A 13,384-nucleotide genomic window follows, 5' to 3' on the forward strand; every position below is an offset into this window, starting at 1 on the left:
AGGCACAGTCGGTGGAGCCAGGTTCGCCGGGGGCGCATGCGGCAGTGATGGACCGGGACGGTGTCGACCGCGCCCTGGCCCGGCTGGGCGCGGAGCACGAGGCCGTGGAGACCTCGCTGCTGGCCCTCCAGGACCACGCCGGGCGCCGGCTGCTGGAGGGCGCCGGGCTGACCGGTGTCACCAAGGAGCGGTGGGCGGCGGCCGATGCCGACATCACCCGGCTGTGGCGGTACTTCGACGCCTACAGCGGTGCCCTGGCAGCCGCCCGGGAGGTCCGGGAGCGGCGCCGCTGGCCCAGCCGCGAGGACCTGGTCGAGCTGACCGAGCGGCTGCGGGGGCCCGGTGTGCTGATCGCCGGGGCGGCCGTGGAGGGCGCGGCGCTGGCCGAACGGCTCTCGCTGGCCGAGCTGGTGGCCCGGATGAACGCGCTGTACGCGAGCTCGCTGGACGTGGTGGTCGCCGCCGACGCGGTGTGGTCGGCGCTGCCGGCCCGGATCGACCTGCTCGCCGCCGAGCTGCACCGAACCCGCTCGCTGGCCCGTTCGGTGGGGGTGCGGCCGGGTGAGCACCCCTCGGGCGACGACCTGGAGGCCATCACCGCCGAGCTGGCGGAGCTGCGGGCGCAGGTGATCTCCGACCCGCTGGCGTTCTGGCTGGCGGCGGCCGGGAGTTCGGCGCCGGGCGGGGGCCGTCCGGACACCGGGCGCTACGACCGGGCCGCGCTCGCGCTGGAGGACGTACGGCGGGAGGTGGAGGCCGTACTGGACGTGCGGCAGGATGCCGAGCAGCGGCTGATCGCCCTGCGGGACGTCCTGTCGCGGGCCGACCGGACCTTGGCGGAGGCGCGGACGGCGCGCGGCGAGGTGCTGGCGAAGATCGCCGCGTCGGAGGTGCCCGCGGTGAGCGGCCCGCCGACGGTCCTGCAGGAGCAGCTGGCGGCGGCGGCCGAGCACCGGCGCCAGTCCCGCTGGCACCGGCTCTCCCCGCTGCTGGAGTCGCTGGAGGAGCGGGCCGAGGAGGAACTGCGCAGGGCCCGCGAATCGTTGACCGCGGTGACGGCCCCGCTGGCGGTCAGGGCAGAGCTGCGGGGGCGGCTGGACGCGTACAAGGCGAAGGTGGCCAGGCACGGGCTGGCGGAGGACCCGCTGCTGATCGAGCGGTACGACGCGGCCCGGCGGATGCTGTGGAGCGCCCCCTGCGACCTGCGGGCCGCGGAGCAGGCCGTGCTGCGCTACCAGCAGGCGGCGGCGGAGGCGGTGCAGGGCACGGGAAGCAGCACGGACACGGGCGCGGGAACGCCTGGGAAGGAGGACGCATGAGCCTGATCGGAACCGCGTGCGTTCGCCCCGGCTGCCCGGGGACCTACGAGGACATGGGCGGCGGCGAGCTGTACTGCGACACCTGCGGGCTGGCGCCGGTCGGCGCGGTCTCGGCGGGTGCCGAGGAGCTGGTGTCGCCGCCGACGGGGATGACCAGCGCGGCGCGCGGCGGCTCGCTGGGCTCCGGCGGATCCAGGGGGTCCACGGGCTCGCAGGGTTCGCACGGTTCGGCCCGGTCCTCGGCCTCGGCGCGCTCCTCGCGCTCCTCCTCGTCCCGGCGCTCCGTGTCGGGCCGGCTTTCGCGCTCGCTGTCGGGTACGGCGTCCACCCGGTCGGTGTCGGTGCGCAGTTCGGGCTCGGCGGCCTCGGGTTCCGGGCGCGGGCGGCTCGGGGCAGGGCTGGTCACCGTACCGGAGGTGCCTCGTCCGGATCCTTCGGCGGCGGTCCTGGAGAACCCGGAGGTGCCGGAGCGCAAGCGGTTCTGCTCGCGCTCGGACTGCGGCGCCCCGGTGGGCCGGGCCCGGGGCGAGCGCCCCGGCCGGACGGAAGGGTTCTGCACCAAGTGCGGGCACCCGTACTCCTTCGTGCCCAAGCTGAACCCGGGCGATGTGGTGCACGGCCAGTACGAGGTGGCGGGCTGCCTCGCGCACGGCGGGCTCGGCTGGGTGTACCTGGCGGTGGACCGCGCGGTCTCGAACCGGTGGGTGGTCCTCAAGGGCCTGCTGGACACCGGGGACCAGGACGCCATGGAGGCCGCGATCTCGGAGCGGCGGTTCCTCGCGGAGATCGAGCACTCCAACATCGTGCGGATCTACAACTTCGTGGAGCACCTGGACCAGCGGACCGGTTCGCTGGACGGGTACATCGTCATGGAGTACGTGGGCGGCAAGTCGCTGAAGGAGATCGCCAACGAGCGGCGGCGGCCGGACGGCCGGCGTGATCCGCTGCCGGTGGAGCAGGCGTGCGCGTACGGGATCGAGGCGCTGGAGGCGCTCGGCCACCTGCACAGCAGGAACCTCCTGTACTGCGACTTCAAGGTCGACAACGCGATCCAGCAGCAGGACCAGCTGAAGCTGATCGACATGGGCGCGGTGCGCCGGATGGACGACGAGGAGTCGGCCATCTACGGCACGGTCGGCTACCAGGCGCCGGAGGTCGCGGAGCTGGGGCCTTCGGTGGCCTCCGACCTGTACACGGTGGCGCGCACGCTGGCGGTACTCACCTTCGACTTCCAGGGCTACACGAACGTGTTCGTGGACTCTCTGCCGGACCCCGAGCACATCGAGGTGTTCGGGCGGTACGAGTCCTTCTACCGGCTGCTCGTACGGGCGACGGATCCCGATCCGGGGCGGCGGTTCGCGTCCGCGCAGGAGATGGCCGACCAGCTGACGGGCGTGCTGCGCGAGGTGGTCGCCCTCCAGACGGGCCGGCCTCGGCCGCAGCTGTCCACCCTCTTCGGCCCGGAACTGCGCGTCCCGGACAACCGGCTGTTCGCCGACCCGGCGGGGACGGCGGTATCGCGCCTGGGCGAACGGGACGTCGCCTCCGGGCGGGGCCCGGTCGCCTCCCTGCTGGGGGGACGGTTCGCCCGGCGCGGCCGGGGCGCCCCCGCCGGCGGCCCTGCAGTCCGGCCCGGCGGTCCCCCGCCGGCCGTGCTCGCGGCACCGGCGGGCGCCACGCCGCCGGGCGGCACCCCCGTGGCCGGTCCCGCGTCCGGCTCGACGTCGTGGCCCGGCGGGTCCACGGGGGCGCCGGGGACTCCCGCCGGCGGTACGCCCGTGCCCGTGGGCGGTCCCGCGTCCGGCTCCGCCGCGTGGCCGGGCGGGCGCGCCGGCGCGCCCGGAACCCCGCCGGGCGGGACGCCCGTTGGCGGGGCGGCCCTGCCGGGAATCGGGACCACCGCCACGCATGTGGCGGGGGCTCCGGTGCCCGCGCAGCGGCAGGCCTCGGTCGCGGCTCCCGCCCGGGCGGCGGGCCCCGCCCCCGCATCCGCGCCGGCCCCCGCGGCAGCGGCCACGCTCGACGCGCGGGACACCGCCCTGGCCCTGCCCGTACCGCTGGTGGACCCGGCGGACCCCAATGCCGGGTTCCTGGCCGGCCTGCTGGCCACCGCACCCGGCGACCTCCTGGGCGCCCTCGGCTCGGCGCCGGCCGAATCCGCCGAGCTGCGGCTGCGCGAGCTGCGGGCCCGGCTGGAGCTGGGCGAACTGCCCGCGGCCGGCCGCACCCTGACGGAACTGGAGGAACGGCATCCGGACGACTGGCGGGTGGTGTGGGCCCGCGGGATCGCCTCGCTGGCCACCGGCGACAACGAGATAGCGGCCCTGTCCTTCGACGCGATCTACGACGCCTTCCCGGGCGAACCCGCGCCCAAGCTGGCCCTCGGGCTGTGCGCGGAGGTCCTGGGCCAGCTGGACAACGCCGCCGAGTACTACCGTCTCGTCTGGGCCACCGACCCCGGCTTCGTGAGCGCCGCGTTCGGGCTGGCCCGGGTCCAGCTGGCCGCGGGCGAACGGGGCGACGCCGTACGCACGCTGGAGTCCGTACCGGAAGCGTCGATCCACTACACCGCCGCGCGGGTGGCAGCCGTACGGGCACGTCTGCGCGACCGGTCCCCGCAGGAGCCGCTGCTGGCCGATCTGGCGGCCGCCGCCGACCAGGTGGAGGCGCTGCGGCGGTCGGGCCTGGATCCGGAGCGCCACGAGCGGCTCGCCACGGAAGTTCTGGGCTCGGCCCTCGACTGGGTACTGTCGGGTAGCCGGGGTTCCGACCCCGGCCGGACCTCGCTGCTCGGCAGTCAACTGGACGAGCGGGGCCTGCGCTTCGGACTGGAGCGCTCGTACCGCGTGCTCGCACGGCTGGCGCAGCGGGGCGAGGAGAGGATCGAACTGGTGGAGCGGGCAAACCGTTTCCGTCCCCGGACGTGGGTGTGAGTGATGTCGATGCATCGGCTGTCGGGCTGCCCCAGCTGCGCGGAACCGCTGGAGGAGGGTGACCGTTTCTGCGGCGTCTGCGGCTACGCCGTCACCGCCCCGCCCCCGGCTGCGGCCGTGGACAACCCGACGATCCCGCTCCCCACGGCCCCGCCGCGCGGCGCGGCCGCCGGGCAGGAAGCGGAGGCCGATGCGGAAGCCCCCGCCGGCGGCTACGGGACCCCCGCCCGCCGCGGGCCCTACGGCGCGCCGGAGCCCGCACCCGAGCCCGCCCCCGGGTGGGGCAGCGTGGCCGCGGCCGCGCCGACCCTCGTCGACGACCCGGCCGGCTGGGCCGCGCCCCCGGCGGCACCCGGCCCCGGGCACGAACCCCCGTACGAGAGCCCCTACGGGAGCGCCCCGCAGGCCGCCGCGGAGGAGCCCGAGGCCCGCCACGACCTGGCCGGCAGCACCGGCACGCCCCCCGAGGGCACCCCGTGGGGCCAGGGCGGCTCCCCGTACGGCACCGCCCCCCAGGACCCGGCGTCGGGCCCGGCGGCCCGCTACGACCTGCCGGACAGCGCCCCGTACGGCGCGGCGGCCGGCCCGTCGGCCCGGTACGACCTCCCCGGCGGTACGGCGACTCCCCCCGAAGGGACCCCGTGGGGCGCGGCCGACGGCGGCACCCCGCCCGAGGAGGCCCCCGAGGCCCCCGCCGAGGCCCCGCAGGGGAGCGGCGGCGGGAAGACCTGCGTGGCCTGCCGGGCCGGGCACGTCGACACCGACGGGTACTGCGAGCACTGCGGGCACGCCCAGCCCCGGGAGCGGGACCACCTCGAAGAGGAGCTCGGCAGCGTCGCCGCGGTCAGCGACCGCGGGCTGCGCCACCACCGCAACGAGGACTCGTTCGCGGTCGCGGCCACCGCGCTCCCCGACGGTTCCGCCGCCACCGTCGCCATCGTCTGCGACGGCGTCTCCTCCGCGAGCCGCCCCGACGAGGCCTCGGCCGCCGCGGCCGGCGCCGCCAACGAGGCCCTGCTCGACGCGCTGCCCCGCGGCGCCCACCCCCAGGAGGCCATGCACGAGGCGATCCTGGCGGCGGCCGCCGCGGTCAACGCGCTGGCCCCGGAGGTCCCGGGCGCCCAGAACGCCCCCGCCTGCACCCTGGTCGGCGCCGTCGTCAGCGGCGGCCTGCTGACCATCGGCTGGGTGGGCGACAGCCGCGCCTACTGGGTCCCGGACGACCGCGCCGCCCTGCCGCGCCGCCTCACGGAGGACGACTCCTGGGCCGCCCAGATGGTCGCGGCCGGCCTGATGGGCGAGGCCGAGGCCTACGCCGACGTCCGCGCCCACGCCATCACCGGCTGGCTCGGGGCCGACGCCTACGACCTCGAACCGCACACCGCCGTCTTCAAGCCGGACCACCCCGGGGTGGTCGTGGTCTGCACCGACGGCCTGTGGAACTACGCGGAGTCCGCCCGGGAGATGGCCCAGGTGCTGCCCGCCGACGCCGCCGCCCGCCCCCTGCACAGCGCCCAGGTCCTGGTGGGCCACGCCCTCGACGGCGGCGGGCACGACAACGTCACGGTGGCCGTGGTGCCGTTCACCGCGCACCCGGATGCCGAAGCCCCGCCGGAACCGGAAACGGAGGCGTAGGCGGACGCCCCGCACCGGGCCTGACCCGCCCGCCGCGACCAAGCCCTCTAGGACCCGAGGAGTCCCACCGATGGCGAACTTCGCCAAGCCGAGCGCCCCGCGCTTCAGCGTGGAGGTGTACCAGAACGAGTTCCTCCCCCAGGGCGGGCGGGACGTCCACGCCATCGTCACGGTCACCTCCAGCGGTGGCGCCACCGCCACCCGGGCCACGGCCGTCCAGGGCTCGGCGGCCGTCGTGATCATGGTCGACTGCTCCGGTTCGATGGAGTACCCGCCGGACAAGATGCGAGGCGCCCGCGAGGCCACGGCCGCGGCGATCGACACCCTGCGCGACGGCACCGCCTTCGCTGTGGTCGCCGGTACGCACGTGGCCAGGGAGGTCTACCCGGGCCAGGGCCGGCTCGCCGTCGCCGACCCGGTCACCCGCGCCCAGGCCAAGGAGGCCCTGCGCGGCCTCAGCTCGGGCGGCGGCACCGCCATCGGCACCTGGCTGCGCCTGACCGACGGGCTGCTGCGCCAGTCCTCCGCCGCCATCCGGCACGGCATCCTGCTCACCGACGGCCGCAACGAGCACGAGGAGCCGGCCGTGCTGCGCGCCACCCTCGACGCCTGCGCCGGCCGCTTCACGTGCGACGCCCGCGGGGTGGGCACGGACTGGGAGGTCAAGGAGGTCACCGGCATCGCGAGCGCGCTGCTCGGCTCCGCCGACATCGTGGCCGACCCGGCGCACCTCACCGAGGACTTCACGCGCATGATGGAGAACGTCATGGGCAAGGAGGTCGCGGACGTCGCGCTGCGCCTGTGGACCCCGGTGGACGTGGAGATCCAGTACGTCAAGCAGGTCGCGCCCACCGTTCAGGACCTGACCGACCGCCGTACCGAGGCGGGCCCGCGCGCCGGGGACTACCCGACCGGTTCCTGGGGCGATGAGTCCCGCGAGTACCACGTGTGCGTCCGCGTGCCGGGCGCGGCGCTCGGCCAGGAGATGCTCGCCGCCCGCGCCTCGCTCGTCCTGCCGGGCGCGGCGGGCGAGCCGGCCGCCGTCCTCGCGCAGGGCCTGGTGCGCGCGGTGTGGACGGACGACCTGGCCGCGTCCACCGCCATCAACCCGCAGGTCGCCCACTACACGGGACAGGCGGAGCTGGCGCAGGCTATCCAGCAGGGCCTGGAAGCGCGCAAACTGGGCGATGTCGGCGGCGCCACGGCCAAACTCGGACGCGCCGTACAACTGGCGAGTGCCTCGGGGAACGCCGACACTGCCAGACTGCTGGCGAAGGTGGTGGATGTGGTGGACGCGGTGGCGGGTACTGTGCGGCTGAAAGCGAAGGTCGCCGATGCCGACGAGATGACTCTCGAAACGCGTTCGACACAGACCGTCCGAGTGAAGAAGACCTGAGAAGACCTGACGTGATGACGCAGGGAGATGAAGGGGGAAGCGCCGCCATGCCGACCTGCCCGAACGGGCACCAGTCCGCCGCCGCCGACTGGTGCGAGGTCTGCGGCCACCGCATGGCCCCGGAAGGCGCCCCCGCGGCGCCCTCCTACGGCTACGGCTACCCCCCGACCGGCGGTGAGCCGACCGCCGCGGCCGAGCTCTGCCCGCAGTGCCGCACCCCCCGCGAGGCCATGGCCCCGTTCTGCGAGGAGTGCCGGTACAACTTCCTGACGCGTACGGCGACTTCCTATGCGCCCCCGCTCGCTCCGGACGCGGGCCCGGCCCCGCAGGCGACCGGTACCATGCCGCCGCCTCCGCCGCCGTTGCAGACGCCTCCGGCGTACCAGCAGGACCACTTCGAGTACCAGGGCTCGCGGCCCTCCCGGGTCAACCGGTCCGCCGAGCCGCTGCAGCTCGAGGACGACTGGCTGCTGCCGCCTCCGGCGCACGAGCCCCAGCAGGGGTACCGGCAGCAGCCCCCGCAGCCGCGGTACCAGCAGCAGCCCCCGCCGCCGCAGCGGCAGGAGTACCAGCAGGAGTACCCGCAGCAGAACCAGCCGCAGCAACAGCAGTACCAGCAGCAGCAGACCTTCGCGCCCCAGCCCGCCGCGACCGGCACCGCGACCTGGACCGCGACGATCGGCCCCGACCGCTCGTACTTCATGGCGATGATGCAGCGCAGCGGCCCCGAGGCGGCCGGGCTCAACCTGCCCGCGTATTCCCCGGAGCAGCATCTTCCGCTCTCGGGCGGGCAGATCACCATCGGCCGGCGCCGCGCCTCCACCGGCGAGTCCCCCGACATCGACCTGTCGGTGCCCCCGGAGGACCCGGGCGTCTCCCACCAGCACGCGGTCCTCGTCCAGCAGCCCGACCTCAGCTGGGCGGTGGTGGACCAGAACTCCACCAACGGCACGACCATCAACGGCGGCGAGGAGCCGATCCAGCCCTACGTGCCCGTGCCGCTGGGCGACGGCGACCGGGTCCACGTCGGCGCCTGGACCACCATCACCATCCGCCGCGGCTGAACCGCGGCCGGTCCGCCTCCCCCAGGGGCCATACGTAGGGGCCCTGGGGGTCGTCCAGCCACGACCACTGGCCCTCGCCGCTGACGGTGACCCCGAAGCGCTCGCGGGCCGGCCGGTCCTCGCGCCGCCACAGGTCCAGCGCCTCGCGGGGGTGCAGCGCGCCCTCGGTCAGTACGAGCATGAACTGGAAGCGCTCGTTCTCCACCAGCTCGTACGGGAGCCCGGGCGGCAGGCCGGCCGGTTCCTGCGGCGGCGCCGCCGTGGCTCCGCGCAGCGGGACGAAGTAGGCCGGGGTGTGCAGGAAGCGGCCCTCCGCGAAGTCGGGGTCCCGGACCGTCAGCGCGATCAGCCCGGTCGACAGCGGGGCCAGGATCCGCGCGCCCGGCCGGCACTGGCCGAGCCAGGCGTGCGGGACCAGCGGCAGCGTGCAGGTCACCATGATCCGGTCGAAGGGCGCGCGGGCGGGGCAGCCCCGCGCCCCGTCGCCCGTGACCACCTCGGGGTGGTAGCCCAGCCGGGCCAGGTGCGTGCGCGCGGACTCGGTGATCTCCTCGTCGAGGTCGACGGTGGTGACGAGGCCGTCGCCGAGCCGGTGGCAGAGCAGGGCGGCGTTGTAGCCGGTGCCCGCGCCGATCTCCAGCACGTTGTCGCCGTCGCGCACGTCGAGCGCCACCAGCATCTTCGCCATCAGGGAGGGCTGGCTGCTGGAGGAGACCAGCCGGCCGTCGCGCAGCCGGGTCGCGAGGGGGGTGTCGGCGTAGACCCCGCGCAGCCAGCGGGCGCGCCGTTCGGGGTCGGGGTCCTCGTCCCAGAGCCGTTCGTGGCCGGCGCCGCGGCCGGTCCAGAAGTAGGGGACGAAGACGTGCCGGGGCACGGCGGTGAACGCCGCCCGCCAGGCCGGGTCCTCCAGCACCCCGGCCGCCGTCAGCTCCCGCACCTGGGCGGCGTGCGCGGTCCCCCGCAGGTCCCGCGCGCCGGTGCGTGCCGTGTGCACGCTGCGTGCCGTGTGTGCGCCCATGCCTCCACTGTCCTGCGGGCGGCCCGCGCATGCGACCGCGGTTGGTCCGGCACGGTCTCCCGCACGGCCTGGCACGGGCCTCGCGCACACCTCGCGCAGCCCTCTCGGCGGCCTGTCGGATGGTCCTAGGACCCCGGTCCTCCGCCCGGGCGTCTGAGACGATGGTCGGGTGAATGAGATTCCGCGGGGCACGCTTCAGGAGCAGACCTTTTACGAGCAGGTGGGCGGCGAGGAGACCTTCCGCCGCCTCGTCCGGCGCTTCTACCAGGGGGTCGCGGAGGACCCGCTGCTGCGCCCGATGTACCCGGAGGAGGACCTGGGCCCGGCGGAGGAGCGGTTCACGCTGTTCCTGATGCAGTACTGGGGCGGCCCGACCACCTACAGCCAGCACCGCGGCCATCCGCGCCTGCGGATGCGGCACGCCCCCTTCCAGGTGGACGCGGCGGCCCACGACGCCTGGCTGAAGCACATGCGGGTGGCCCTGGACGAGCTGGGCCTGGCGCCGGAGCACGAGGCGCAGCTCTGGAAGTACCTGACCTACGCGGCCGCCTCGATGATCAACACCGCGGGCTGAGCGCCGTCACGGGGTGAGGGGGGCGCGGGCGCAGTCCGCGTCGGGGAGTTCTCGCGCGGTGATCCGCGGGGTTCCGGGGCCGGGCGGGGGCACGTCGAAGGCGTAGCAGCCCGCCACGCTCCGCTGGTGGACGTTGATGAAGCTGCGCGTCGGCCCCAGCCCGAGCAGGCTCGCGACGACGGTGACGCCCCGCTCCCGCCGGTCGACGGCGATCAGGCCGCGGGCCGGTTTGGCGGCCGGGAAGACGCGGGCGATCTCGGAGTCCGGGAGATCGCCGTCGGCGGCCGCGCGGGCCAGCCCCTCCCGCTTCGCCTCGACGTTCCCGCGCAGGTTCGCGCGGGCCTCGTCCTCGTCCCGCCCCGGCTGGGTGCCCAGGTAGACCATGACGCCCGCGATGAGTACGAAGGCGGCGATGGCCACGGTCACGCACCCGTTGAACAGGCAGCCGCCGGCCGTACCGGTACGGACCCGTGGTCTTCTCCCCATGGGCACAGACTGCCCCACGGGTACGACAGTGCGACAGTACGAGCGGCCGGAGCGGTCAGACCGGACGGACCTGGAGGGCGCCCAGGCCGCCGTTCCGGCCGGGGCGGCGGGTGGCGACGGAGCCGTACGGGGTGCGCAGGCGCAGCCAGCTCCCGGAGGCCAGCAGGGCCACCTGCTCGGGGCCCGCGGGCGCGGCGGTGGCGGCGGCCGGCACGGTGGACCGTACGGGACGCAGGAAGCCCAGGGACTGCGCGGCGTGCACCGCGCGCAGCGGGAGCTCGGTTTCGCCCAGCGTCCGGGACCAGATCTCGCGGCCGATGCGGTCGCGCTCGGAGCGGGTCCGGTGCTGCGGCGGCAGGGCCTCGTCGCGGGCCCGGAACTCGGCGACGGCTCCGGCGACGGCCGCGCGGATCGCCTCGGGGCCGGGCAGCCCGGACAGCTGCTGCCAGCCGCCGCGGGGCGGGAGCACTCCGGTCCACGGCGGGCCGGTGACCGCGCCGGGCACGGCGGCCGAGGCCGCGGCCTCGTCCACCGATTCCAGCAGTTCGCCGGCGGAGACCGTCAGGTCCAGCGGGGCCGCGACGGGTGCGGCGAGCCGCACCGTGCGGATGGCCAGCACCTCGAAGGAGGGCGGCCGTCCGAAGACGGCGAGCGCGCCGCCGCCCGCCTGGAGGCGGACCGCGGCGGCGCGGTCGTAGTGCACCAGCCGGCCCAGGAAGGCGGCGAGGTCGGCCGCCTCCCCGGAGTCGGCGAAGTGCAGCTGCTCGTTCATGCCGCGAGGCGCCTTTCGGACACCTCGGGCTCGTCGAGGTACTTCTCGAGGAAGTGCTTCTCCTCGGCCGTGATGCGGCGGGGCCGCCCCTCGGCGAGGTTGTAGGGCACGACCACGGTCGAGGCGCGCACGTAGACCTTCTCGGGCGCGTCCCCGGTCGCCTCGTCCTTGACCTCGTAGCCGATGGTCAGGGACGCGGCGCCTATCCGGGTCACCCAGGACTCGATGAGCACCGGCTCGTGACGGTGCACGAGGGGCAGCTTGTAGTCGATCTCGTGGCGGGCCACGACGGACCCGCCCGTGAAGGACTCGCTGCCCTCCCCCGGCGCCAGCCGGAACATGAAGTCGATCCTCGCCTCCTCCAGGTAACGGAGGAAGACCACGTTGTTCACGTGACCGAAGGAGTCCATGTCCGACCAGCGCAGGGGGCACCGGTAGTGGTGTCTGGCCATGACCGCGACCTCAGCCTCGGGTGAGCTTCTTGTAGGTGGCGCGGTGCGGACGGGTCGCGTCCGGGCCGAGCCGCTCGATCTTGTTCTTCTCGTAGGACTCGAAGTTGCCCTCGAACCAGAACCACTTCGACTCGCCCTCGTAGGCGAGGATGTGCGTGGCGACCCGGTCCAGGAACCAGCGGTCGTGGGAGACGACCACGGCCGCACCCGGGAACTCCAGCAGCGCGTTCTCGAGCGAACCCAGGGTCTCGACGTCGAGGTCGTTGGTGGGCTCGTCGAGGAGCAGCAGGTTGCCGCCCTGCTTGAGGGTGAGCGCGAGGTTCAGGCGGTTGCGCTCACCGCCGGAGAGCACCCCGGCCGGCTTCTGCTGGTCCGGGCCCTTGAAGCCGAAGGCGCTGACGTACGCGCGGGACGGCATCTCGACCTGGCCGACGTTGATGTAGTCCAGCTCGTCCGACACGACCGCCCAGAGGGTCTTCTTGGGGTCGATGTTGGCGCGGCCCTGGTCCACGTACGAGATCTTGACGGTCTCGCCGACCTTGATCTCGCCGGAGTCCGGGGCCTCCAGGCCCTGGATCATCTTGAAGAGCGTGGTCTTGCCGGCACCGTTCGGGCCGATGATGCCGACGATGCCGTTGCGCGGCAGCGTGAAGGACAGGTCGTCGATGAGGACCTTGTCGCCGAACGCCTTCGAGAGGTTGTTGACCTCGACCACGATCGAGCCCAGACGCGGGCCCGGCGGGATCTGGATCTCCTCGAAGTCGAGCTTGCGCATCTTGTCGGCCTCGGCCGCCATCTCCTCGTAGCGGGCGAGGCGGGCCTTGGACTTGGCCTGGCGGCCCTTGGCGTTGGAGCGGACCCACTCCAGCTCTTCCTTGAGGCGCTTGGCGCGCTTCTCGTCCTTCTTGCCCTCGACCTTGAGGCGCTCGGCCTTCTTCTCCAGGTAGGTGGAGTAGTTGCCCTCGTACGGGTGCGCGCGGCCGCGGTCGAGCTCGAGGATCCACTCGGCGACGTTGTCGAGGAAGTAGCGGTCGTGGGTGACGGCCACGACGGCGCCCTTGTACTGGGCCAGGTGCTGCTCCAGCCAGTTCACGGACTCGGCGTCGAGGTGGTTGGTGGGCTCGTCGAGGAGCAGCAGGTCGGGGGCCTCCAGCAGCAGCTTGCAGAGGGCCACGCGGCGCTTCTCACCACCGGAGAGGTTGGTGACGGGCCAGTCGCCGGGCGGGCAGCCCAGGGCGTCCATGGCCTGCTCCAGCTGGGCGTCGAGGTCCCACGCGTTGGCATGGTCCAGGTCGTCCTGGAGCTTGCCCATCTCCTCCATCAGCTCGTCGGTGTAGTTCGTCGCCATTTCCTCGGCGATCGCGTTGAACCGGTTGAGCTTCTGCTTGATCGGGCCGACGCCGTCCTCGACGTTCTCCAGGACGGTCTTGGACTCGTCGAGCTTGGGCTCCTGCATGAGGATGCCGACGGTGTAGCCGGGCGTCAGGAAGGCGTCGCCGTTGGACGGCTGCTCCAGACCCGCCATGATCTTCAGAACGGTGGACTTACCGGCGCCGTTGGGGCCGACCACACCGATCTTCGCGCCGGGCAGGAAGTTCAGGAAGACGTCATCGAGAATCACCTTGTCGCCGTGCGCCTTGCGCGTCTTGCGCATGGTGTAGATGAACTCAGCCAAGAGAAACCGTCCGGCAGATCGATGGTGGGCAGATACACCCCATCTTGCCGTACGTCCATC

Annotated in this window: 11 protein-coding genes; 6 read left to right on the top strand and 5 right to left on the bottom strand. The window is 74.2% G+C overall.

The window, feature by feature from the left end; all coding sequences use genetic code 11:
* Window positions 1-47 precede the first annotated feature (47 nt).
* The 5 genes from ACFTXQ_RS17295 to ACFTXQ_RS17315 all read left to right on the top strand — a co-directional run bounded on the left by ACFTXQ_RS17295 (window position 48) and on the right by ACFTXQ_RS17315 (window position 8,347).
* Window positions 48-1,319 (top strand): hypothetical protein, encoded by a 1,272-nt coding sequence (locus ACFTXQ_RS17295; protein WP_382641544.1) that lies wholly within the window; start codon window positions 48-50, stop codon window positions 1,317-1,319.
* On the top strand, window positions 1,316-4,252 hold the full coding sequence (locus tag ACFTXQ_RS17300; RefSeq protein WP_382641546.1) for a tetratricopeptide repeat protein: 2,937 nt from the start codon (window positions 1,316-1,318) through the stop codon (window positions 4,250-4,252). Before ACFTXQ_RS17295 ends, ACFTXQ_RS17300 begins: the two co-directional genes overlap by 4 nt.
* 3 nt (window positions 4,253-4,255) lie before the next feature.
* Window positions 4,256-5,887, top strand: coding sequence for a protein phosphatase 2C domain-containing protein (locus ACFTXQ_RS17305; protein WP_382641549.1), 1,632 nt, complete (start codon window positions 4,256-4,258; stop codon window positions 5,885-5,887).
* A gap of 70 nt (window positions 5,888-5,957) precedes the next feature.
* Window positions 5,958-7,283, top strand: a complete 1,326-nt coding sequence (locus ACFTXQ_RS17310; protein WP_382641551.1) for a VWA domain-containing protein — start codon at window positions 5,958-5,960, stop codon at window positions 7,281-7,283.
* A 14-nt stretch (window positions 7,284-7,297) separates the two neighbouring features.
* Window positions 7,298-8,347: an FHA domain-containing protein gene (locus tag ACFTXQ_RS17315; RefSeq protein ID WP_382641553.1), complete on the top strand. Its 1,050-nt coding sequence runs from the start codon at window positions 7,298-7,300 to the stop codon at window positions 8,345-8,347.
* Here ACFTXQ_RS17315 and ACFTXQ_RS17320 read toward each other — a convergent pair.
* Window positions 8,328-9,365: a methyltransferase domain-containing protein gene (locus tag ACFTXQ_RS17320; RefSeq protein ID WP_382641555.1), complete on the bottom strand. Its 1,038-nt coding sequence runs from the start codon at window positions 9,363-9,365 to the stop codon at window positions 8,328-8,330. The two genes, ACFTXQ_RS17315 and ACFTXQ_RS17320, sit on opposite strands and share 20 nt — an antisense overlap.
* A gap of 169 nt (window positions 9,366-9,534) precedes the next feature.
* Between ACFTXQ_RS17320 and ACFTXQ_RS17325 the strand changes: the two genes are divergently transcribed.
* Window positions 9,535-9,939 (top strand): globin, encoded by a 405-nt coding sequence (locus ACFTXQ_RS17325; protein ID WP_267841188.1) that lies wholly within the window; start codon window positions 9,535-9,537, stop codon window positions 9,937-9,939.
* A gap of 6 nt (window positions 9,940-9,945) precedes the next feature.
* Here the strand turns inward: ACFTXQ_RS17325 and ACFTXQ_RS17330 are convergent, their stop codons facing one another.
* The 4 genes from ACFTXQ_RS17330 to ettA are packed head-to-tail and all read right to left on the bottom strand — an operon-like array spanning window position 9,946 to window position 13,324.
* Complete coding sequence (locus tag ACFTXQ_RS17330; RefSeq protein WP_382641557.1) at window positions 9,946-10,425, bottom strand: hypothetical protein; 480 nt, start codon at window positions 10,423-10,425, stop codon at window positions 9,946-9,948.
* Between the two features lie 55 nt (window positions 10,426-10,480).
* On the bottom strand, window positions 10,481-11,197 hold the full coding sequence (locus tag ACFTXQ_RS17335) for a hypothetical protein (RefSeq protein ID WP_382641559.1): 717 nt from the start codon (window positions 11,195-11,197) through the stop codon (window positions 10,481-10,483).
* Window positions 11,194-11,649 (bottom strand): acyl-CoA thioesterase, encoded by a 456-nt coding sequence (locus ACFTXQ_RS17340; RefSeq protein ID WP_382641561.1) that lies wholly within the window; start codon window positions 11,647-11,649, stop codon window positions 11,194-11,196. The genes ACFTXQ_RS17335 and ACFTXQ_RS17340 overlap by 4 nt, the downstream gene beginning before the upstream one ends.
* A gap of 10 nt (window positions 11,650-11,659) precedes the next feature.
* Window positions 11,660-13,324 carry an energy-dependent translational throttle protein EttA gene (gene ettA, locus ACFTXQ_RS17345; protein ID WP_382641563.1) on the bottom strand — a complete coding sequence of 555 codons (1,665 nt, stop codon included), beginning with the start codon at window positions 13,322-13,324 and terminating at the stop codon, window positions 11,660-11,662.
* Between the last annotated feature and the right edge of the window lie 60 nt (window positions 13,325-13,384).

It is taken from the genome of Streptomyces sp. NPDC057010 (genome assembly GCF_042673805.1).
GTDB lineage: Bacteria > Actinomycetota > Actinomycetes > Streptomycetales > Streptomycetaceae > Streptomyces.